Origin of the sequence: Klebsiella pneumoniae complex sp. WS1778, assembly GCF_049472055.1 — a bacterium.
In the GTDB taxonomy this organism is placed as follows: Bacteria; Pseudomonadota; Gammaproteobacteria; order Enterobacterales; family Enterobacteriaceae; genus Klebsiella; species Klebsiella quasipneumoniae.
The window spans coordinates 188,313-208,304 of the sequence record NZ_JBKGTJ010000003.1 but is presented as its reverse complement, the minus strand read 5'-3'; the positions used below and the strand labels follow the sequence as shown (position 1 = coordinate 208,304).

Sequence of the window (19,992 nt, the reverse complement as noted above, 5' to 3'; positions counted from 1 at the left end):
CATGTCGACAGCGGAACAACGCCTGCGGCTGATGCAGCTGGCCAGCAGCAACCTGCCGGTAGGAGGTTACAGCTGGTCCCAGGGGCTGGAGTGGGCTGTGGAAGCCGGCTGGGTGCCGGACGTCGCGGCCTTCGAGCGCTGGCAGCGACGGCAGATGACGGAAGGCTTTTTTACCGTTGACCTGCCGCTGTTCGCCCGCCTGTACCGCGCCTGCGACCAAGGCGATATCGCCGCGGCCCGGCGCTGGACGGCTTATCTGCTGGCCTGCCGGGAGACCCGTGAACTGCGGGAGGAAGAGCGCAACCGCGGCGCGGCGTTTGCCCGCCTGCTGGGCGACTGGCAGCCGGACTGTCCGCCGCCGTGGCGCACGCTGTGCCAGCAAAGCCAGCTCGCCGGGATGGCCTGGCTCGGCGTGCGCTGGCGCATCGCGCTGCCCGAGATGGCCTTAAGCCTGGGCTACAGCTGGATTGAGAGCGCCGTAATGGCCGGCGTCAAGCTGGTGCCCTTCGGCCAGCAGGCCGCCCAGCAGCTCATTTTACGTCTTTGCGACCACTATGCAGCGGCGATGCCCCGCGCACTGGCCGCGCCGGACGGCGATATCGGATCGGCCACGCCGCTCGCCGCCATCGCCTCTGCCCGGCATGAAACCCAATACTCCCGATTATTCCGTTCCTAGGAGAAGCCATGAATTCTTATAAACACCCGCTGCGCGTCGGCGTCGGCGGCCCGGTCGGCTCTGGTAAAACCGCCCTGCTGGAAGCGCTGTGCAAAGCGATGCGCGATACCTGGCAGCTGGCGGTGGTCACTAACGACATCTATACCAAAGAAGATCAGCGCATCCTCACCGAAGCGGGCGCGCTGGCCCCTGAACGCATTGTCGGTGTAGAAACCGGCGGCTGCCCGCACACGGCGATCCGCGAAGATGCCTCGATGAACCTCGCCGCCGTGGAAGCGCTGAGTGAAAAGTTCGGTAACCTCGACCTTATCTTCGTGGAAAGCGGCGGCGATAACCTGAGCGCCACCTTCAGCCCGGAGCTGGCGGATCTGACCATCTACGTCATTGACGTGGCCGAAGGGGAGAAGATCCCGCGCAAAGGCGGGCCGGGGATCACCAAATCCGATTTTCTGGTGATCAATAAAACCGACCTTGCCCCCTATGTCGGCGCTTCGCTGGAGGTGATGGCCAGCGATACCCAGCGTATGCGCGGCGATCGCCCATGGACCTTCACCAATCTGAAGCAGGGAGACGGCCTGAGCACCATTATCGCCTTCCTCGAAGACAAAGGCATGCTCGGCAAATAGGCCTGTTGCACCAGCCGGGCGCAGACGCGTCCGGATGGTGCAACCCATGCTCTCTCTTCTATCACCCTGCGCTCCCCTCCCCGCCACGCCTACCCTGCAATATGGCATAAGGTTTGCTAATTCAAGTCATGCCTAACCATTAAGGAATGACTATGTCATCACTGGATCTCAACCCTGAATTACCCGCGACAGCGCGGACTTCCGGCTCCCGGGAAACCTTAGAAGATTACACCTTACGTTACGCCCCGCTGAGCTTCCGCCGCTGGGGACCGGGCGTCGTCGCGGTCACGGCGCTGGGCGGCATCGCCTATCTGGCGGACTTTTCCATCGGCGCCAGCATCGGTATGGCCTGGGGCACCAGCAACGCCATCTATTCGATCCTGGTGGCGGCGCTGGTGATCTTCCTCACCGGCATTCCGCTGGCGATCACCGCCGCGCGCTACAACATTGACCTTGACCTGATCACCCGCAGCGCCGGCTTCGGCTATTTCGGCTCGGTGATCACCAGCATTATTTTTGCCGGCTTCACCTTTATCTTCTTCGCCCTCGAAGGCTCGATCATGGCCCAGGGGCTGCTGGTGGGCCTCGGGATACCGCTGTGGATGGGGTATCTGATCGCCACCCTGATGGTGCTCCCGCTGGTGGTCTATGGCATGAAAGCCCTGACCCGCCTGCAGGTATGGACCACTCCACTGTGGCTGGTGCTGATGGTGGTGCCGGTGGTGTGGCTGATTGTCAAAGATCCGCAGCTGGTGGACGGCTTCCTGCATTTCGCTGGTAAAAACAGCGCGTCGACGGTGGATATCACCGCCATCATGCTCGGCGCCGGGGTATGCCTGTCGCTTATCATGCAAATTGGCGAGCAAATTGATTACCTGCGCTTTATGCCGCCTAAAACCGCGGAGAACCGTAAAACCTGGTGGCTGGCGGTCTTTTCCGCCGGTCCGGGCTGGGTGGTGCTAGGCGCGATCAAACAGATCATCGGCGCCTTCCTCGGCTTCTATCTATTGACCCGTTTTCCGGCGGTGCACAATACCGAACCGGTGCAGCAGTTCGTCAGCGTCTTCGATAATCTGGTGCCCGGCTGGCTGGCCCTGACGCTGGCGGTGGTGCTGGTGGTGATCTCGCAGATCAAAATTAACGTCACCAATGCCTACTCCGGCTCGTTGGCGTGGACCAGCGCCTGGACCCGCACCACCAAACGCTATCCGGGGCGGATTATTTTTGTGGTGGTCAATCTGGCGATTGCCCTGGCGCTGATGGAAGGCGATATGTTCAGCGCCCTGTCGTGGATCCTCGGCTTTTACTCCAACTTCGCTATCGCCTGGGTCGTGGTGGTGGCGACCGACATCACCTTTAATAAAGGCTTGCTCAAGCTGGCCCCGGCGCAGCCGGAATATCGTCGCGGCATGATCTACAACGTTAACCCGGTGGGCGTGGTTTCCTTTGGCCTGGCCGCCGGGCTGTCGATCTGCGCTTTCTTCGGCCTGCTGGGGACGACGCTGGCGCCGTTCTCGCCGCTGATCGCGCTGGTCGTCGCCTTTGTCATGACCCCGCTGATGGGGATCCTCACCCGCGGGCGCTACTATATTAAGCAGGTGGATGACGGGATCGCCGAACCGCGCTATGACGCGGCGGGGAACGCCTCGACCACCGTGTATCAATGCGTTAGCTGTGAGGAAGAGTACGAGCGCCCGGACGTGATGCATTCACATAAGCATCAGGGTGCCATCTGCTCACTGTGTAAAAGTATGGAGTAGTCAGGTAGGCAGGCCGACGTGACGTCGGCCTGTTTCAGGACGCTTTAGGCGGCAGGTAGTTCGGCCAGCGGCCAGCGCGGGCGGACCGTCACGCCGAGCTCAGCTTTGGCGCCGGTTTGCAGACGCACCATGCCGGCGTAGGCGATCATCGCGCCGTTATCGGTACAGAACTCAGGGCGGGCGTAGAATACCTCACCGCCGCGTTTTTGCATCATCTCCGCCAGCTTCGCCCGCAGGGTGCGGTTGGCGCTCACGCCTCCCGCCATCACCAGACGCTTAAAGCCGGTTTGCTCCAGCGCGCGGCGACATTTAATCATCAGCGTATCGACAACCGCATCCTCAAACGCGCGAGCGATGTCGGCGCGGGTTTGTTCATCGTCGCCGTTGCTGCGAATGGTGTTGGCGGCGAAGGTCTTCAGTCCGGAGAAGCTGAAGTCCAGCCCCGGACGGTCGGTCATCGGACGCGGGAAGACGAAGCGGCCTTCAGTACCCTGGGACGCCATTTTCGACAGCATCGGCCCGCCGGGATAATCCAGCCCCAGCAGTTTCGCGGTTTTATCAAAGGCTTCGCCCGCCGCATCGTCAATCGACTCGCCCAGCAGTTCGTACTGGCCGATACCGGTGACGCTGATCAGCTGCGTATGGCCGCCGGAAACCAGCAGCGCGACGAACGGGAACGCCGGCGGGTTATCTTCCAGCATCGGCGCCAGCAGGTGCCCTTCCATATGGTGTACCGGGATCGCCGGCACGTTCCAGGCGAAGGCCAGCGACCGGCCAACGGTCGCCCCGACCAGCAGCGCGCCGACCAGCCCAGGACCCGCCGTATAGGCGACGGCGTCGATATCTTTCGCCGTCAGGCCGGCCTCTTTCAGCGCCGCCTGGATCAGCGGCACAGTTTTGCGCACGTGGTCGCGCGATGCCAGCTCCGGCACCACGCCGCCGTAGTCCGCATGCAGTTTCACCTGACTATACAATTGGTTGGCTAACAGACCTTGCTGGTCGTCATAAATCGCGATGCCGGTTTCATCGCAGGATGTTTCAATGCCCAGTACACGCATGAGTTGTTTTACCTCGCTTCAATACCGCGCAGTGTAGGTCCAATGACCGGCGATGTAAAACTTTGCTCACCCCTGGTGTTCTCTTCGTGTATACTCCTCACCCTTATAAAAGTCCCTTTCAAAAAAGGCGCAGGTGCTTTACAAAGCAGCAGTAGTTGCAGTAAAATTCCGCACCATTTTGAAATAAGCTGGCATTGCGGCCAGCGGCAAACCGAATTAATCAAAGGTGAGAGGCACATGCCGGTAATTAAAGTACGTGAAAACGAGCCGTTCGACGTAGCTCTGCGTCGCTTCAAGCGTTCCTGCGAAAAAGCAGGTGTTCTGGCGGAAGTTCGTCGTCGTGAGTTCTATGAAAAACCGACTACCGAACGTAAGCGCGCTAAAGCTTCTGCAGTGAAACGTCACGCGAAGAAACTGGCTCGCGAAAACGCACGCCGTACTCGTCTGTACTAATCTGTTGAGAGCGACGCTCTCAATTCAGACCGAGTTGTAGTTGTAAGGCCGTGCTTCCGAAAGGAATGCGCGGCTTATTTTCGTTTATAGTCATCAGAAATAACGGGGCTTATGGCTGGACGAATTCCACGTGTATTTATTAGCGATCTGCTTGCCAGAACCGACATCGTCGATCTGATCGATGCGCGGGTAAAGCTGAAAAAGCAGGGCAAAAATTTTCACGCGTGCTGTCCGTTCCATAACGAAAAAACCCCCTCTTTCACCGTCAACGGTGAAAAACAGTTTTACCACTGCTTCGGCTGCGGGGCGCACGGCAATGCTATCGATTTCCTGATGAACTACGACAAGCTCGAGTTCGTGGAAACGGTCGAAGAGCTGGCCGCCATGCACAACCTCGAAGTGCCTTATGAAGCAGGCAACGGACCCAGCCAGATAGAGCGCCATCAACGGCAGAACCTCTACCAGTTACTGGATGGTCTGAATACGTTTTATCAACAGTCTCTGATGCAGCCCGCCGCCGACCCTGCGCGCCAGTACCTGGCAAAACGGGGGTTAAGCAGCGAGGTGATTACGCGCTTTGCCATCGGCTATGCTCCCCCAGGTTGGGATAACGTTTTAAAACGTTTTGGCGGCAATCAGGAAAACCGCCAGTCGCTTATTGATGCCGGCATGCTGGTCACCAACGATCAGGGACGCAGTTACGACCGCTTCCGCGAACGGGTGATGTTCCCCATCCGCGATAAGCGAGGCCGGGTGATTGGGTTTGGCGGACGGGTGCTGGGCGATGCCCTGCCGAAGTATCTCAACTCCCCGGAAACCGACATATTCCATAAAGGCCGTCAGCTATATGGCCTGTATGAAGCGCAGCAGGACAACCCCGAACCACCGCGTTTGCTGGTTGTCGAAGGCTATATGGACGTCGTGGCGCTGGCGCAGTACGACATCAATTATGCTGTCGCCTCGCTGGGTACCTCGACCACGGCCGATCATATCCAGCTGCTGTTCCGGGTGACCAATAACGTCATCTGCTGCTACGACGGCGACCGGGCCGGCCGCGATGCCGCCTGGCGCGCGCTGGAGACGGCGCTGCCGTACATGACCGATGGTCGCCAGCTGCGTTTTATGTTTCTGCCTGACGGCGAAGACCCGGATACGCTGGTGCGTAAAGAGGGCAAAGCGGCGTTCGAGGCGCGGATGGAGCAGGCTCAGCCGCTCTCCACGTTCTTGTTTAACAGCCTGCTGCCGCAGGTCGACCTCAGCACGCCGGACGGGCGCGCGCAGCTGAGCACGCTGGCGCTGCCGCTGATAACCCAGGTGCCGGGCGAAACCCTGCGCATCTATTTGCGTCAGGAGCTGGGCAACAAGCTGGGCATTTTAGATGACGCCCAGCTTGAACGTTTAATGCCAAAACAGGCGGAAAATGGCGCCCCGCGCCCCGCACCACAGCTAAAACGCACGACCATGCGTATACTGATAGGACTGCTGGTGCAAAACCCGGATCTGGCGCCGTTAGTCCCACCGCTGGAGGGGCTGGACTCGCGCAAAATGCCGGGGCTGAGCCTGTTCGGCGAGCTGGTGAAGAGCTGTCTGGCGCAGCCTGGTCTGACAACCGGGCAACTTTTAGAGCAATATCGCGGCACAAAAGAGGCCGCAACCCTTGAAAAACTGTCGATGTGGGACGATATAGCAGATAAAGATATCGCTGAACAAACCTTCACCGACTCGCTCAACCATATGTTTGATTCACTGCTGGAACTGCGACAGGAAGAGTTGATAGCTCGCGATCGCACACACGGTTTAAGCAGTGAGGAACGCCGGGAGCTCTGGACCATCAGCCAGGAGCTGGCGAAAAAATAAATGACAGACTCAGTCATTCACGTTGCATTGACGCAGCAGCAGAACGCAGAGCAACGTGAAGGACACCGTATTTAACGGCTTAAGTGCCGAGTATCGATCGGGAAGCCCCCGACAGCCGCGCAGAGGCGCAGCGGCAATAATATAAGTACGCCCTCGCTTTAAATGTCGACAGCCCGCCTGCCGACACCAATCAAACGAATTAAGTGTGGATACCGTCTTATGGAGCAAAACCCGCAGTCACAGCTGAAGCTTCTTGTCCAACGTGGTAAGGAGCAAGGCTATCTGACCTATGCCGAGGTCAATGACCATCTGCCGGAAGATATCGTCGATTCCGATCAGATCGAAGACATCATCCAAATGATCAACGACATGGGCATTCAGGTGATGGAAGAAGCACCGGATGCCGATGATCTGATGCTTGCCGAAAACACCGCGGATGAAGATGCTGCCGAAGCCGCCGCGCAGGTGCTCTCCAGCGTGGAATCCGAAATCGGGCGTACGACCGACCCGGTGCGCATGTACATGCGTGAAATGGGTACCGTAGAGCTGCTGACCCGTGAAGGCGAAATCGACATCGCCAAACGCATTGAAGACGGCATCAACCAGGTGCAGTGCTCCGTTGCCGAATACCCGGAAGCGATCACCTACCTGCTTGAGCAGTACGACCGCGTGGAAGCGGAAGAAGCCCGTCTGTCCGATCTGATCACCGGTTTCGTCGATCCGAACGCCGAAGAAGATATGGCGCCGACCGCCACCCACGTTGGCTCCGAGCTGTCTCAGGAAGAGATGGATGACGACGAAGACGAAGACGAAGATGAAGACGCCGACGACAACAGCGATGACGACAACAGCATCGACCCTGAGCTGGCCCGTGAGAAGTTCGCCGAGCTGCGTACCCAGTACGAGCTGACCCGCGACACTATCAAAGCCAAAGGTCGTAGCCATGCCGCCGCCCAGGAAGAGATCCTGAAGCTGTCTGAAGTCTTCAAGCAGTTCCGCCTGGTGCCGAAGCAGTTCGATTACCTGGTCAACAGCATGCGTAGCATGATGGATCGCGTTCGTACTCAGGAACGTATCATCATGAAGCTGTGCGTTGAGCAGTGCAAAATGCCGAAGAAAAACTTCATCACCCTGTTCACCGGCAACGAAACCAGCGAAACCTGGTTCAACGCCGCGGTGGCGATGAACAAGCCGTGGTCCGAGAAGCTGCTGGAAGTGAAAGAAGACGTGCAGCGCGGCCTGCAGAAGCTGCAGCAGATCGAAGAAGAGACCGGCCTGACCATCGAGCAGGTGAAGGATATCAACCGTCGCATGTCCATCGGTGAAGCGAAAGCCCGCCGTGCGAAGAAAGAGATGGTGGAAGCGAACCTGCGTCTGGTTATCTCTATCGCCAAGAAATACACCAACCGCGGTCTGCAGTTCCTCGACCTGATTCAGGAAGGCAACATCGGTCTGATGAAAGCGGTGGATAAGTTCGAATACCGTCGCGGCTACAAGTTCTCGACCTACGCTACCTGGTGGATCCGTCAGGCGATCACCCGCTCCATCGCGGATCAGGCGCGCACCATCCGTATTCCGGTGCATATGATTGAGACCATTAACAAGCTCAACCGTATCTCCCGTCAGATGCTGCAGGAGATGGGCCGTGAACCGACCCCGGAAGAGCTGGCTGAGCGCATGCTGATGCCGGAAGACAAAATCCGTAAAGTGCTGAAGATCGCCAAAGAGCCTATCTCCATGGAAACGCCGATCGGCGACGATGAAGATTCGCATCTGGGGGATTTCATCGAGGATACCACACTCGAGCTGCCGCTGGATTCCGCGACCACCGAGAGCCTGCGTGCGGCAACGCACGACGTGCTGGCCGGCCTTACCGCTCGTGAAGCGAAAGTCCTGCGTATGCGTTTCGGTATCGACATGAACACCGACCACACGCTGGAAGAAGTGGGTAAACAGTTCGACGTTACTCGCGAACGTATCCGTCAGATCGAAGCGAAGGCGCTGCGTAAACTGCGCCACCCGAGCCGTTCTGAAGTGCTGCGTAGCTTCCTCGACGATTAATCGTCGCGGGACAGCGTCCAAAGCCGGTTAAAAAGCTCCCTGCGGGGAGCTTTTTTTATGGCGTTTCGCTGGCCGCTCGGGGAAAGCCGCCGCTCTCCGCTACTGACCGCGGGTCGCCAGGGCATCATCCAGTTCACGATAGGCCGCCACCAGCTTATCGAGCATCGCCCGGTTTAAACCGCTGGGATTGGGCAGCACCCACACCTGGGTCGTGCCAATGGTCATCGCCTGTTTCCCCCACTTCGCCCCGCGCTGGTTAAAGGCCAGCTCGAAGGCCTGCTTGCCGAGCACCGCCAGGGCCTGCGGCTGATACTCCTCAATCTTCTTCACCAGTTCACGGCCGCCGCTGCGCAGCTCCTGCAGGGCGACCTCGCTGGCCTGCACCGTCGGACGCTCAACCAGCATGGTGATGCCGCAGCGCGTATCCAGCAGCTGCAGCTCCTCTTCCGGCCTGAGCTGCCGATCGGTAAAGCCGGCCTGATGGATGACCTTCCAGAAGCGGTTGCCAGGATGGGCAAAATGAAAGCCGGTATGGGCGGAAGACTTCCCCGGGTTGATACCGCAAAAGACGACGCGCAGGCCCGGCGCAAGGATATCGCTAATCATGTTTTCTCCGGCTGTATGGCTAAAACATGATTATAAAGGATTGAAAATGCATTGTTTATAAAAACAGCAGCTGCGCGCTTTACGCTGGATTGCAACCGTCAGTTACTTTATAATCCCTCGCCACGGCCCCTTAGCTCAGTGGTTAGAGCAGGCGACTCATAATCGCTTGGTCGTTGGTTCAAACCCAACAGGGGCCACCAAATTTTAGCAGTAAATACATACAGTTAGGCCACTCGAAAGAGTGGCTTTTTTGTTTCTAAATTTTAGAACAGCGATAAAATGGCAACATAAGCCGTTGAGCAATGCGCGTGGTCAGCATTTTCTTGCCATTCCGCTAAGAGGATAAAAAAATCCGTTATCGCGAAAAGGAAAATTTACGCTTACGCTAAAATAGACAGTGCTCTATCCTGGCAAAAGTTTGCGCAGGCCATCTGCGTTGTCCACCTCCCGAAGCCAGTCCATCATTGCCGCGTTCCTGTTTACTCTGTCTTACTACGCAAGGTCGGCATAAAACACCTTTCATTCCCGCAACGCTGGAATTCATACTGCTCACGATAACTTTAACAATTCAGGCCAATTTCCGAAAAATACCCCTTCCCTGTACCAGCTGATCAAAATCAACGCCCCCCTCCCGTCGCTCATATATACAACCCGCTGACTCACACAAAAGGATGAAAATATGAAAATACGGGATATATCAGTCAGTACCTGTCTGGCACTGTTATTAACGGGTTGCGTAGCTAAACCACCGATGGCGACGGAAAGCGAAATGAAAGAAGCCGCCGCTTTTGCCTTTAATGTCGATGTTTCGCAGGTGACCATTTCCGATGCGAAGCAGCAGGATGTGAAAACCAACTTTGTGGCGACCATCGGCAACACCCGCCATCGCTGCTATGTGACTAAAGCCGCCGAGCCGAAACTGTATGGACTGATCCCGCTGGGCGGCAGTAGCACCGTCTCGGATGCCATCTGTGCCGGCGCGAACCCGACGCCAGCGAGCAAAACCTGCGACGCCCTGTCGAAAAAAGCGGGCCGCTGCTGATCTTCGGCGCAGAAATTGGCCGCTAACTGCATGTTTAGTCACTTTTTCTGCCGCTTTACCGCGGTCGCTTAGTTCAGCGACCGCACCTGCTGATAAGAATTGAGCCGTTCCCGCAGCGAAGTCAGCCAGGCATCTGGCTCCTGACGGCAGATTTCGGTGAGGATCGGCGTCAGCACCAGCTCGGCTTCATGGAAGTCGGTCCACTCCGGCGGCTGCAGGGAAAAAGGATCGTTCATCAGCCAGATCACCATCGGCGTCCAGGTGCGCGGATCCAGCTGCAGATAATCCTGACAGCGCATCATATCGCGCGTCCGCGCCTCAGTGGTCGTCACGTCCTTTCCCACCGCGGCGTTACTTATTGCCAGGACGATTATTCCTGCCATCAGACGTTTCCAAGCCCATTTTCGCCAGAGGGGGCGCTTTGCTTTTACCATTGTTATTATTTTACCTGCCAGCTGTCACCGGACGATATTCCCGGCACCTCACCTTAAAAAGCGCAGATTAATCGTTTGCATTTTTTTTAACAGCAGACAGCGCTGAAGCAAGCGAACGCCTTTTCCTACAGCTGTCATCCCGATATGCAAATATATTCGGCAGGCACACATCCACAATATTTTCCCGGCCGAAAACGATTTGTGTTACAATTGCGCCTTATTACGGCACCGATAAAAATAACCCCCGCCGCACCTGCATCAGGCATCGCCCTCTTTTTTCATATCAGGATTTACGCCCCCATGAATGCGATAATCATTGACGATCATCCATTGGCACGTATCGCCATTCGCAACCTTCTCGACAGCAACGGCATTACCGTCGCAGCGGAACTCGACAGCGGCGCCCATGCGGTACAGACCGCCGAAACCATGCAGCCTGACCTGCTGATCGTCGACGTTGATATTCCGGAACTCAGCGGCATAGACGTTCTGGAGCAGCTGCGAAAACGCCGCTATCGGGGAAAAATCATCGTCATTTCCGCCAAGAATGAACTGTTTTACGGCAAACGTAGCGCCGACTGCGGGGCCAATGGTTTTGTGAGTAAAAAAGAGGGAATGAATAATATCCTCGCCGCGATCGACGCGGCCAATAATGGCTACAGCTATTTCCCTTTTTCACTGGAGCGCTTCTGCACCCACGGCATCACCGATCAGGACCGACTGGATACGCTGTCAACGCAGGAGATGAAGGTCTTCCGCTATATTCTCAGCGGCATCGACTACACCACCATCGGCAGCAAAATGAATATCAGCAATAAGACGGTAAGCACCTATAAGGTCCGTCTGATGGATAAATTAGGCTGCAGCTCCCTGCTTGAGCTTTATGACTTTGCGCAACGCAATAAAATAGGGTGATGGCATGGTCGTTCGTCTTATTTTATCCCTGATTGTCGGGCTGGCGCTGAGTCTCTCTCCCTCCGCGTTTGCCATGAAGCAACTGGAGCTGAAAAGCCATGCCCACATTGCGGCGATCGACATTCCGCTCAACGATAAGGCAAAGGCCTGGCTGGCCGCCCAGCCAACGCTGATCGTCGGCACCTGGCTCCCTGAGATGACGCCCGTCGTCTACGACAGCGACGAAGAAAGCTATCAGGGGATTAACGCCGACTATCTGGCGCTGATGGCGCACAGCCTCGGGCTAAAGGTGGTTATCCGCCAATATGACACCGAGCAGCAGGCGCTGGCCGCCCTGGCCGACCGCCAGGTCGATACCCTGCTCACTCAGGTGGCGCACCGGGATGCGCTCGCCCCGGGCCTGGTTCAATCCGCACCGCTGATCAAAACCTGGCCGACGCTGGTCACCTCGCTAAAATCCCCCCTGCCGCCGCTAACCACCGACCGCCGCGTCAAGCTAGCCTGCACCCGCGATTGCGCCTTTTTCGATATTATTCAACAGGCGTTTCCCAACGCCAAAATCACCCTTTATGATAGCGACTATCAGGCCCTCGCCTCGGTGGTCAGCGGCGAGAATCAGTATTTCATCGGCAACAACATCACCACCGGCCACTGCATCTCGAAATATTTCTCGCAATCGCTGGTCATCACGCACTATTTTCGTCAGCAGGAGCAGCACAACCGCTTTGTCACCCGTGAAGATCGACCGGCGCTGCACCAGCTCCTTGACCGTTTTATCCACGCCATCGACAGCGATACCGCGATGCGGATCATGCAAAACTGGCTCAACCGCGGCGATCTGTCGTTTCTTAATACCCCGTTGCCTTTTACCGCTGAGGAGCAGCGCTGGCTGCGGAAGCATCGTCACATCCGCCTGCTGGTTAACCCCTACTTTCCACCTTTTACCCTGGTGGATGACGAAGATGAGCTGCGCGGCATCATGGCCGATATGCTGAATATTTTCTCACTACAGACCGGGCTGCAGTTTGACCCTATTCTGGTGCGCAATCGTCAGGATCTGGCAAAGCGCATGGAAAAAGAGGATTGGGCGATCATGCCCGCCGCGACCCTGACCCCGCAGCCGCAGGCTTACGTCACCCTCAGCGAGCCGCTCATTAACGTGGCCTTTGTGCTGGTCGCCCGCGGCAGCGCGCCCGACCCGCATCTGCTGACGCGCCCGGCACGGATCGCCCTGCCGGTGGGGCCGATCGCCGCCCACGACCTGAAAGCGCGCTTTCCGCAGGTTAACTGGGTGGAGACGGATAACGTTGGTGTCGCCATGAAGATGGTGGAGGAAGGCGAGGTGGATGCCGCCGTGGCCTCGGAGCTTTCCGCCCGCTATATGATCGATCACTACTATCCGCAAGATCTTCACTACACCCGCATCGATGGACTCCCGGTCGCCGCCATTCGGCTGGCGATCCCACGCGATGAACCGGTGCTGGCCGCCGTGCTCAACAAAGCGCTGCAGGCCATTCCGCCGCGGGACATTCTGCAGATGACCGAGAAGTGGTCGAAAATCTCCAGCCAGCAAATAGAGAACTGGAGCCAGTACAGCCGCCAGTTTTACCAGCTGATCGCCTTCGCGCTGGTGCTGATCGCCATCAGCCTCGGCTGGGGACTCTCCCTGTGCCGGGAAGTACGCAAACGCAAAGACTCTCAGCAGCGGCTGGAAGAGGAGCTGGCGCAGAAGGAAGCCCTCTCCTGCGCGCTGGAGCGGGAAAAAGACAAAGCGATTCAAGCGACAAAAGCCAAGAGTCGCTTTCTGGCCAGCATGAGCCACGAGCTGCGCACGCCGGTGAGCGCCATCGTCGGCTTTCTGGAACTGCTGGCGAAACCGGAGCTGAACGTCGGTCAGCGTAAAGAGGCGATCGAGCTGGCTGGGTCGACGGCGCAAACCCTGCTGGGACTTATCGGCAATATTCTCGATATCGACAAGATTGAGTCGGGAAAATACCAGATCACCCCACAGTGGAGCGATGTGGCGCAGGTGGTGTCGCAGCAGTGCCACACCTTCGGCGCGCTGGCGCAGCAGAAGGGGATCGCGCTGCATAGCCATCTCCCTCTGCAGGAGGGGATCGCGCTGTGGGTCGACCCTCAGGCGCTGCGGCAAATTCTCAATAATCTCATCGGCAATGCGCTGAAGTTTACCGCCGAGGGCGCGATTCAGATCTCCTGCCGGCTGGCGCAGGCGGATGAGACACAGGGAGAACTGACCCTCATCGTTAGCGACAGCGGCTGCGGGATCAGTGAAGCTGAGCAGGCCACCCTCTTTCATCGCTATGCCCAGGCGCGCCAGGGACGCCAGCAGACCGGCTCCGGGCTGGGGCTGGTCATTTGCCAGGAGCTGGTTACGCTGATGCAGGGCCGGCTGGAGATGGTCAGCCGTCCGGGTGTGGGGACCACTTTCACCATCACGCTGCCGGTCAGGGTGAGTCGCTGCGCGATTCACGCGCCACAGGCGTTGCCCGCCAGGCCGCAGGCCCTGCCCGGGCTGTCGATATTGATAGCGGACGACCACCCCACCAACCGGCTGTTGCTCAAACGCCAGCTCAACACTATCGGCTACAGTGTCGATGAAGCCTGCGACGGTGAAGAAGCGGAGAATAAGCTCGCCGGCAAACATTACGATCTGCTGATCACGGACCTCAATATGCCGAAGAAAGATGGCCTGGCGCTGGCGGCGTCGTTACGCCGACGCTACCCGAGCCTGGTGATTTGGGGAGTGACCGCCAGCGCGCTGCCGCAGTCGCGGGAGGCATGTCTGGCCAGCGGCATGAATATGTGTCTGTTTAAGCCAGTGTCGGTTCAGACGCTGAGCCATGAGCTCAGCCGCTTAGCGGTGGGCCACGCATCACCTAACGTCGCCCGGCATCTGAAGCTCAGCGTGCTGACCGAAAATACGGGGGGAGACCAGGCGCTGATGGCTGAGATGCTGGAGACGTTCCGCGATGCGTCGGCCACAGATTTACAGGCCGCCGGACAGGCTATCGCCCGGCATGAACCGCAGACCTTTCTGCGGGCGCTGCACCGTCTGCACGGTTCAGCACAAATCCTGGGGATTACTGCGCTACAACAACTGTGCGCCCCTTTTGAGGCTAAGCGGCCTGATTCGCTGACGCCGGCAAGCTGTCTGGAGGTGGTACAGCGCATCACCGGCGTCATGCGCGAGATCGATGGCGAAATCGACGCCCTCATCGGCCGCTAGCCGTTCCGGTCGGGCAGTCCGCTGCCCGACCGTTAAAGGGACATCCTTGTCAGTCTCTTCCTCTGCGCTCTCTCAGGGTGGAACAGGTATCAGTTACCCGCCACCAGCATCTCGCTGTCCACCACGATGCCCTCTTCAGCGCCTTTCAGCACCAGATTCGCTTCGTAATACTTCCCGGCTTTCAGCAGTTTTTGCGCCTGCGCCACCGCCTTACGGGTCTGGTTAAGCGGCATCAGATACTGGTTCTCAATCACGCCAATACCGGCCAGGCGCAGGGTATCGATAGCCCCTTTCTGATCGCCTTTCGCCAGTTTTTCGTTGGCAGATTTAATGGCACTCTCTTTTTCCGGGGTGGCCACATAGTCTTCAGACAAGGCGATGGTCGCATTGATCACCACATAGCGATCGGCGATCATTTTGGCTGTCGCGTCGGTTTTCACGAACTTCGCCCAGCTGGCGTCATCGGCGGCCAGCAGCGCGGCGGCGTCGTCTGTCAGTTTTTTGGCGCTCTCCGGCTGGCCGTGAAACAGCGCCAGACGGGCGAACTGGACGTCGCGCATCGCGTTCGCGCCCTGAACCGCCACCTGTAACACATCGGCGGCTTCTTTCTGCACCTGCGCTGTGGCTGCCGCGGCAGGCGCTGCCGTCGCGTTATCTGCTGCCCACACCGGAGAGGTACCCATCATGGTTGCCAGCAGGCTCGCCAGAATGACTTTTTTCATCGTTAACTCCTGATTAAAATCGGTAAGCATCACCAAACGCAGCCAGCTTAAAAAATATCGTGGTTATTGAGAATCAGAGCCCGGAATCGATATTGCGGGCCTTGTCTGACAGCTGTCAGACAAGGCGTATAAAGTGACCTCAGCACTCTTATTTACGCCTGGCGATGGCACGGCCTACTATTTTCCTCAGACCTTTCTTTTGGCCCGCTGAATAAATCATAACGTTTTTATTCAGCGTCAGGCCGCCAACCGGATCTGCGGAGCAATTATGTTTATGTTTAGCCATTACACCTTAAATGCGTTTAGCCCACGCGTCTTCATTCGATATAAACGGCATGCCGGCATGATGGCCGCCCTGCTGTTTATCTGCGGAGCCTGTTGTCTGGCCTGGCCATTGGTCGCCGGCTGGTATCTCGCCACGGTGACCGGCATGTTGCTCATGATCTGCGGCTTCTATTCGCTATACAGCCTGATTGTTTTCCGTCAGCAGCACTGGAAATCACGCCTGGTGGCGCTGATCTTCGCCATCGCCTGGATCGTGCTCGGCCTGAGTTTTGTCGTCAATCCCCTCAACGGCATGAGCAGTCTGGCCTTTTTATTCGGCTTTTTATTTGTTCTCGGCGGTATTTCCCGCATCGTCAGCGGATGTAAAACCCGAAAACAAAGCGGCGCTGGCTGGAATATTTTTATCGGTCTGCTGGATTTAATTATCGCCTGCCTGTGGCTGGCAATGAACCCGCAGCAAAGCTGGTTATTTATTACCGCATTTATCGGCGTTGAAATGATATTTAGCGCCATCGGCTTTCTGGTCCTGAGAAATAAGATGAAGCATGCTCGGGCTTAAGCCGTATTTTATGACTGGAGAAGAAAATGAATTTACCTAAAGCACTCGTATTGACCGTGGCGGCGACCACATTCTGTCTGATGACCAGCCCGGCATTCGCGGTACAGGAAACCACACCGCAGAATATGACCTGTCAGGAATTTATGGATATGAACCCGAAAAGCATGACCCCGGTGGCCTTCTGGGTAGTGAATCGCAACACCGACTTCAGCGGCGGGGACTATGTCGACTGGCATGAAGTCGAGACCGTCTCGGTGCCGAAAATGCTGCTGCAGTGCCACAAGAACCCCGCAGCTAAACTCGGCGACCTCAACTCTGTTATTAAAAAATAAGCCTTCCCCCGGCGCTCGCCGGGGAAAGTTAACCTCGTTACCCGCCGTTATGCGGCGGGCCCCGTCACACTCATCGCTAGCGCATTCGCACGGCAGAGGATGGCCAATTTGGCCCACTGCGCGACGCGCTCAAACGCTACAGCAATCGTCTGTCGGACGCCCTGTTCTCCATGGCTCGTATCGAGGAGGCTAGGCCTGATGCTTGCGCTTGAACTGGCTGGCGTCGATATCGTACTGCTTCATTTTGCGCCACAGGGTGGTGCGGCCAATATTCAGCAGTTGCGACATCTCCTGCACCCGCCCGCTGGTCACCCGGGCAGCGTGAATGATGGCCTCTTTTTCGATGGCGCTAAAGGTCAGGCTGGCCGGCAGCAGCGATGAGCCGCTATCGACCCCCGGCCGATCGGAAAAGAGATATTCCGGCAGGTTGCTTAGCCGAATGTGGCCGTTGTCGCTGCTGATGGCAATGTTCTCTATCACGCTGTTAAGCTCAAAATCATTTCCCGGCCACGAGTAGGCCACCAGCTGGGCCAGCGCGTCATCGTCCACTTTCAGCCGCGAAGAGAAACGCTTCTCCAGGCTCTTCAGCCGGTTATGCACCAGCGACGGGATGCTGTTGCGCCGGGCGCGCAGCGGGGGGATGACAATCTCGAAGGAGTGCAGCGCATAGTACAGCTGGCGGCTAAAGCGGTTCTGTTCCACCAGGTTGGCCAGATCGACGGTGGTGGTGGCGATCACCTTCACATCCACCGGGATCAGGCGGCGGGCGTCGAGGCGGGTAAGCACTCCCTGCTTAATCACCTGCAGCAGGGCCGACTGCAGCTCCGGCGCCAGATACTCAATTTTTTCCAGAAACAGGGTGCCGCCATTGGCCAGCTCAAGGCGGCTCAGGCGGCCATTTTCATCGTCAGTGGGGGCGCTGCCCATAAAGTCCTGGCCCAGCACGCTGTCGGCATACAGCTGGCAGTTGACGGCGATGTAGGGCCCGCCCGCCCGCTCGCTTTCATTGTGGATGGCCTGGCTCAGCAGCTCTTTCCCCACCCCTTCTTCACCGCACAGCAGCACCGGGAAGCCGCCGCGCGCCGCCTGGCGGCCAAAGTGGATCAGCCGCCGGGTTTCCGGATCGTCGGCTGACATCTGCTCAAAGGTGTGGCTGACTTTGCCCAGCTGGCTGGTCATCAGCTGCCGCATCTGCTCCACCGGGTGCAGCAGCAGAATAAAGCTGTTGCCTTGCGCCTCGACGATCGGTTTTAAGGTGATCACCGCGTCGATAAACTGGTGCTGGCTTTCAAAGGTAACTTCAACGTGATTCAGGCCGCGGGCGTGTTTGATGGCCCGGCGCAGCAGCGCCGGAAGGGTCACCAGATCGGCGATATTTTTCCCCTGGCTGGCCTGGGCATCAAGATGCAGCAGTCTCGCCGCCTGAACATTGAGAAATTGCAGCACCCCCTGTTCGTTCCACGCCATCACCCCGTCGTCCATACTCTCCAGCAGGCCGTACATCTGATTAAGGTGGCGGTTGGATTCCGCCAGCAGGCTGTCGGTGAGCAGGGAATTGCCCACCTCGCGGGCGATGGCCAGCGTCAGGGAAAGGTCGGCGCTGGACTGGTGCTCCACCAGACAGCAAAGCGAGATAGAGCCGAACAGGCGCCCGTGGTTATCGAACACCGGCGTCGAACAAAAGCTCCATGGCTGCAGGGCCTGCTTAAAATGCCGATCGCCGGCGGTGTTGATCGGCTGCCCCTGCATCGCGGCCAGCGACAGCGCGCAGGTGCCGATAATGCTCTCCGCGCAGTAGCTGCCGTCGCGAAATCCCAGGTCAGCCAACTGCGCCAGCGTTTGCGGTTCGCCGCAGCGGCTCAGGATGCAGGCGGTCTCATCAAGAATAAACAGCGCGCAGGGGCGACCGTCCATAAACTCCCAGGCGTCCTCCAGCGCCGCCTGACCGATGGTCAGCAGCGCGGTTTTACGCCGACAGATAGAGTCAAAAGTCAGGCCCTGGGCCTGGTGCGGCGTTTGCCAGGTTTCACGCTGCATAAACTTGCTGCAGCGATGCCATGACTGGGCGATGACGGCAGAGACCGCCTTCCCGGTATCCTGAGTCTGAACAGTCATACTGTTTTCCGCGTTTTACCATAGAGAACCCCTCCGGCAGCCACTGCCAGAGGGGAGAAAGAAAAACCGCTGACCGGCGCCAGCGGTTTAGCCACCGCGAATTAACGCGCCAGCCACTGCTGGCCTAACAGATCGGCGGTGAGGATAGCGGCGTGCACGCTTTCCGGGGTCACCGCGAACGGCATATTGTGGATGGTCTCCCCTTCCGCGCAGGTGGCTTTCGCCACCGCGGCGATTTTCGCGTCGATCCCCTCTTTGACGCCCATCTGCGCGAGGGTCACCGGCAGGCCGACGCGCTGGCAGAAGCCCAGCACGGTTTCAATCTCGTCCATCGGGCTGTTCTGCAGCACCAGCTGCGCCAGGGTGCCGAAGGCCACTTTCTCGCCGTGATACAGGTGGTGACACTCTTCCAGAATGGTGAAACCGTTGTGGATCGCGTGGGCGGCGGCCAGGCCGCTACTTTCAAAGCCAATGCCGCTGAGGTAGGTGTTCGCCTCGATGATGCGCTCCAGCGCTTCGGTCACCACCCCGGCCTGCGCCGCCAGACGGGCCTTTTCGCCCTCCGCCAGCAGCGTATCATAGCACAGGCGGGCCAGGCTCAGCGCCGCCTCGGTGGACTGCCCCCCGGCCATGCTGGTGGCGCGCGCATCGTAGCAGGCTTTAGCCTCGAACCAGGTGGAGAGCGCATCGCCCATGCCGGAGACCAGCAGGCGTACCGGCGCTTTGGCGATAATCGCCGTGTCCATCACCACCATATCCGGGTTTTTCGGATAGATCAGATACTCTTCAAACTCGCCCGCTTCGGTGTAGATCACCGACAGCGCGCTGGTCGGCGCATCGGTCGAAGCGATGGTCGGGATCACCACCACCGGCAGCTTCTGGTAGTACCCGATCGCCTTCGCGGTATCGAGGGTCTTACCGCCGCCGATGCCGACCACGCCGCGGCAGCCCTGTTTTTTCAAAATCGCCATCAGGCGGTTAATTTCCGCATGGCTGCATTCGCCGTTAAACCGTTCCGCATGGCAGCGAATATCGTGACTCTGCAGGCCATTCACCACTTTCTCCCCCGCCAGCTTCATCACGAAGTCGTCAGCGATGACGAAGAAGCTCTCCGCCAGGTTTTTAGCATATTGACCGAACAGAACAGCAGCATCAGGACCCTGAAGATATTTGGCTGGAGATTGAATAACTTTTAGCATTCCTTTCACCCTCAAATAAGTGCGCATGTAGACATGATGAGCCCT

At 58.1% G+C, this 19,992-nt stretch carries 17 protein-coding genes, 1 tRNA gene and 1 pseudogene; 13 read left to right on the top strand and 6 right to left on the bottom strand.

Annotated elements, in window-relative coordinates:
• Nucleotide 1 precedes the first annotated feature (1 nt).
• The 3 genes from ACLEXF_RS15510 to ACLEXF_RS15500 all read left to right on the top strand — a co-directional run bounded on the left by ACLEXF_RS15510 (nucleotide 2) and on the right by ACLEXF_RS15500 (nucleotide 3,062).
• Nucleotides 2-676 carry an urease accessory protein UreF gene (locus ACLEXF_RS15510; protein WP_004205263.1) on the top strand — a complete coding sequence of 225 codons (675 nt, stop codon included), beginning with the start codon at nucleotides 2-4 and terminating at the stop codon, nucleotides 674-676.
• Nucleotides 677-684: 8 nt separating this feature from the next.
• Nucleotides 685-1,302 (top strand): urease accessory protein UreG, encoded by a 618-nt coding sequence (gene ureG / locus ACLEXF_RS15505; RefSeq protein ID WP_002916877.1) that lies wholly within the window; start codon nucleotides 685-687, stop codon nucleotides 1,300-1,302.
• 152 nt (nucleotides 1,303-1,454) lie between these two features.
• Nucleotides 1,455-3,062 carry a purine-cytosine permease family protein gene (locus ACLEXF_RS15500; protein ID WP_023319174.1) on the top strand — a complete coding sequence of 536 codons (1,608 nt, stop codon included), beginning with the start codon at nucleotides 1,455-1,457 and terminating at the stop codon, nucleotides 3,060-3,062.
• Between the two features lie 44 nt (nucleotides 3,063-3,106).
• Here ACLEXF_RS15500 and tsaD read toward each other — a convergent pair whose 3' ends face one another.
• Nucleotides 3,107-4,120 (bottom strand): tRNA (adenosine(37)-N6)-threonylcarbamoyltransferase complex transferase subunit TsaD, encoded by a 1,014-nt coding sequence (gene tsaD, locus ACLEXF_RS15495; RefSeq protein ID WP_002916879.1) that lies wholly within the window; start codon nucleotides 4,118-4,120, stop codon nucleotides 3,107-3,109.
• 237 nt (nucleotides 4,121-4,357) lie between these two features.
• On the opposite strand from tsaD, the gene rpsU reads away from it, so the two are divergent.
• From rpsU to rpoD, 3 genes are all read left to right on the top strand, one after another.
• Nucleotides 4,358-4,573, top strand: coding sequence for a 30S ribosomal protein S21 (gene rpsU / locus ACLEXF_RS15490; protein ID WP_001144069.1), 216 nt, complete (start codon nucleotides 4,358-4,360; stop codon nucleotides 4,571-4,573).
• 111 nt (nucleotides 4,574-4,684) lie between these two features.
• The gene (dnaG, locus tag ACLEXF_RS15485; RefSeq protein ID WP_017899733.1) at nucleotides 4,685-6,430 is read left to right on the top strand and encodes a DNA primase; all 1,746 of its coding nucleotides are present in this window, start codon (nucleotides 4,685-4,687) and stop codon (nucleotides 6,428-6,430) included.
• Between the two features lie 219 nt (nucleotides 6,431-6,649).
• Entirely contained in the window at nucleotides 6,650-8,491 is a 1,842-nt protein-coding gene (rpoD, locus tag ACLEXF_RS15480) for an RNA polymerase sigma factor RpoD (protein WP_004174339.1), read from the top strand.
• 99 nt (nucleotides 8,492-8,590) lie between these two features.
• Here rpoD and mug read toward each other — a convergent pair whose 3' ends face one another.
• On the bottom strand, nucleotides 8,591-9,097 hold the full coding sequence (gene mug / locus ACLEXF_RS15475; RefSeq protein ID WP_423265790.1) for a G/U mismatch-specific DNA glycosylase: 507 nt from the start codon (nucleotides 9,095-9,097) through the stop codon (nucleotides 8,591-8,593).
• A 124-nt stretch (nucleotides 9,098-9,221) separates the two neighbouring features.
• Here mug and ACLEXF_RS15470 point away from each other — a divergent pair.
• Together ACLEXF_RS15470 and ACLEXF_RS15465 are read left to right on the top strand one after the other, a co-directional pair.
• Nucleotides 9,222-9,297, top strand: a tRNA-Ile gene (locus ACLEXF_RS15470).
• Nucleotides 9,298-9,866: 569 nt separating this feature from the next.
• On the top strand, nucleotides 9,867-10,139 hold the full coding sequence (locus ACLEXF_RS15465) for a hypothetical protein (RefSeq protein ID WP_004205279.1): 273 nt from the start codon (nucleotides 9,867-9,869) through the stop codon (nucleotides 10,137-10,139).
• Between the two features lie 68 nt (nucleotides 10,140-10,207).
• Here the strand turns inward: ACLEXF_RS15465 and ACLEXF_RS15460 are convergent, their stop codons facing one another.
• On the bottom strand, nucleotides 10,208-10,573 hold the full coding sequence (locus ACLEXF_RS15460) for an HdeA/HdeB family chaperone (RefSeq protein WP_072140372.1): 366 nt from the start codon (nucleotides 10,571-10,573) through the stop codon (nucleotides 10,208-10,210).
• 300 nt (nucleotides 10,574-10,873) lie between these two features.
• Between ACLEXF_RS15460 and evgA the strand changes: the two genes are divergently transcribed.
• Nucleotides 10,874-11,488 (top strand): acid-sensing system DNA-binding response regulator EvgA, encoded by a 615-nt coding sequence (gene evgA, locus ACLEXF_RS15455; protein WP_004205283.1) that lies wholly within the window; start codon nucleotides 10,874-10,876, stop codon nucleotides 11,486-11,488.
• Between the two features lie 4 nt (nucleotides 11,489-11,492).
• Nucleotides 11,493-14,735, top strand: coding sequence for an ATP-binding protein (locus tag ACLEXF_RS15450; protein ID WP_194425937.1), 3,243 nt, complete (start codon nucleotides 11,493-11,495; stop codon nucleotides 14,733-14,735).
• Nucleotides 14,736-14,824: 89 nt separating this feature from the next.
• Here ACLEXF_RS15450 and ACLEXF_RS15445 read toward each other — a convergent pair whose 3' ends face one another.
• Entirely contained in the window at nucleotides 14,825-15,487 is a 663-nt protein-coding gene (locus ACLEXF_RS15445; protein ID WP_072140371.1) for a YfdX family protein, read from the bottom strand.
• 238 nt (nucleotides 15,488-15,725) lie between these two features.
• On the opposite strand from ACLEXF_RS15445, the gene ACLEXF_RS15440 reads away from it, so the two are divergent.
• The 3 genes and pseudogenes from ACLEXF_RS15440 to ACLEXF_RS15430 all read left to right on the top strand — a co-directional run.
• Entirely contained in the window at nucleotides 15,726-16,301 is a 576-nt protein-coding gene (locus tag ACLEXF_RS15440; RefSeq protein WP_108450841.1) for an HdeD family acid-resistance protein, read from the top strand.
• A 26-nt stretch (nucleotides 16,302-16,327) separates the two neighbouring features.
• Nucleotides 16,328-16,633 (top strand): acid-activated periplasmic chaperone HdeB, encoded by a 306-nt coding sequence (gene hdeB, locus ACLEXF_RS15435; RefSeq protein WP_101993891.1) that lies wholly within the window; start codon nucleotides 16,328-16,330, stop codon nucleotides 16,631-16,633.
• Between the two features lie 80 nt (nucleotides 16,634-16,713).
• Nucleotides 16,714-16,845, top strand: a pseudogene (locus tag ACLEXF_RS15430) (cob(I)yrinic acid a,c-diamide adenosyltransferase); the annotation flags it as partial.
• Here ACLEXF_RS15430 and dhaR read toward each other — a convergent pair.
• Nucleotides 16,823-18,748, bottom strand: coding sequence for a dihydroxyacetone kinase operon transcriptional regulator DhaR (gene dhaR, locus ACLEXF_RS15425; protein WP_004206088.1), 1,926 nt, complete (start codon nucleotides 18,746-18,748; stop codon nucleotides 16,823-16,825). The pseudogene ACLEXF_RS15430 and the gene dhaR overlap by 23 nt on opposite strands.
• A gap of 101 nt (nucleotides 18,749-18,849) precedes the next feature.
• The gene (locus ACLEXF_RS15420) at nucleotides 18,850-19,947 is read right to left on the bottom strand and encodes a glycerol dehydrogenase (RefSeq protein ID WP_080936088.1); all 1,098 of its coding nucleotides are present in this window, start codon (nucleotides 19,945-19,947) and stop codon (nucleotides 18,850-18,852) included.
• Nucleotides 19,948-19,992: the final 45 nt, after the last annotated feature.

Excerpts from the sequence above, each read along its gene's own strand:
- ureG (WP_002916877.1), top strand. The coding sequence starts at position 685 with ATGAATTCTTATAAACACCCGCTGCGCGTCGGCGTCGGCGGCCCGGTC.
- tsaD (WP_002916879.1), bottom strand. The coding sequence starts at position 4,120 with ATGCGTGTACTGGGCATTGAAACATCCTGCGATGAAACCGGCATCGCG.
- ACLEXF_RS15450 (WP_194425937.1), top strand. The coding sequence starts at position 11,493 with ATGGTCGTTCGTCTTATTTTATCCCTGATTGTCGGGCTGGCGCTGAGT.
- hdeB (WP_101993891.1), top strand. The coding sequence starts at position 16,328 with ATGAATTTACCTAAAGCACTCGTATTGACCGTGGCGGCGACCACATTC.
- mug (WP_423265790.1), bottom strand. The coding sequence starts at position 9,097 with ATGATTAGCGATATCCTTGCGCCGGGCCTGCGCGTCGTCTTTTGCGGT.
- ACLEXF_RS15510 (WP_004205263.1), top strand. The coding sequence starts at position 2 with ATGTCGACAGCGGAACAACGCCTGCGGCTGATGCAGCTGGCCAGCAGC.
- ACLEXF_RS15445 (WP_072140371.1), bottom strand. The coding sequence starts at position 15,487 with ATGCTTACCGATTTTAATCAGGAGTTAACGATGAAAAAAGTCATTCTG.
- ACLEXF_RS15460 (WP_072140372.1), bottom strand. The coding sequence starts at position 10,573 with ATGGTAAAAGCAAAGCGCCCCCTCTGGCGAAAATGGGCTTGGAAACGT.
- ACLEXF_RS15440 (WP_108450841.1), top strand. The coding sequence starts at position 15,726 with ATGTTTATGTTTAGCCATTACACCTTAAATGCGTTTAGCCCACGCGTC.
- ACLEXF_RS15500 (WP_023319174.1), top strand. The coding sequence starts at position 1,455 with ATGTCATCACTGGATCTCAACCCTGAATTACCCGCGACAGCGCGGACT.
- ACLEXF_RS15465 (WP_004205279.1), top strand. The coding sequence starts at position 9,867 with ATGAAAGAAGCCGCCGCTTTTGCCTTTAATGTCGATGTTTCGCAGGTG.
- rpoD (WP_004174339.1), top strand. The coding sequence starts at position 6,650 with ATGGAGCAAAACCCGCAGTCACAGCTGAAGCTTCTTGTCCAACGTGGT.
- dnaG (WP_017899733.1), top strand. The coding sequence starts at position 4,685 with ATGGCTGGACGAATTCCACGTGTATTTATTAGCGATCTGCTTGCCAGA.
- rpsU (WP_001144069.1), top strand. The coding sequence starts at position 4,358 with ATGCCGGTAATTAAAGTACGTGAAAACGAGCCGTTCGACGTAGCTCTG.
- evgA (WP_004205283.1), top strand. The coding sequence starts at position 10,874 with ATGAATGCGATAATCATTGACGATCATCCATTGGCACGTATCGCCATT.
- ACLEXF_RS15420 (WP_080936088.1), bottom strand. The coding sequence starts at position 19,947 with ATGCTAAAAGTTATTCAATCTCCAGCCAAATATCTTCAGGGTCCTGAT.
- dhaR (WP_004206088.1), bottom strand. The coding sequence starts at position 18,748 with ATGACTGTTCAGACTCAGGATACCGGGAAGGCGGTCTCTGCCGTCATC.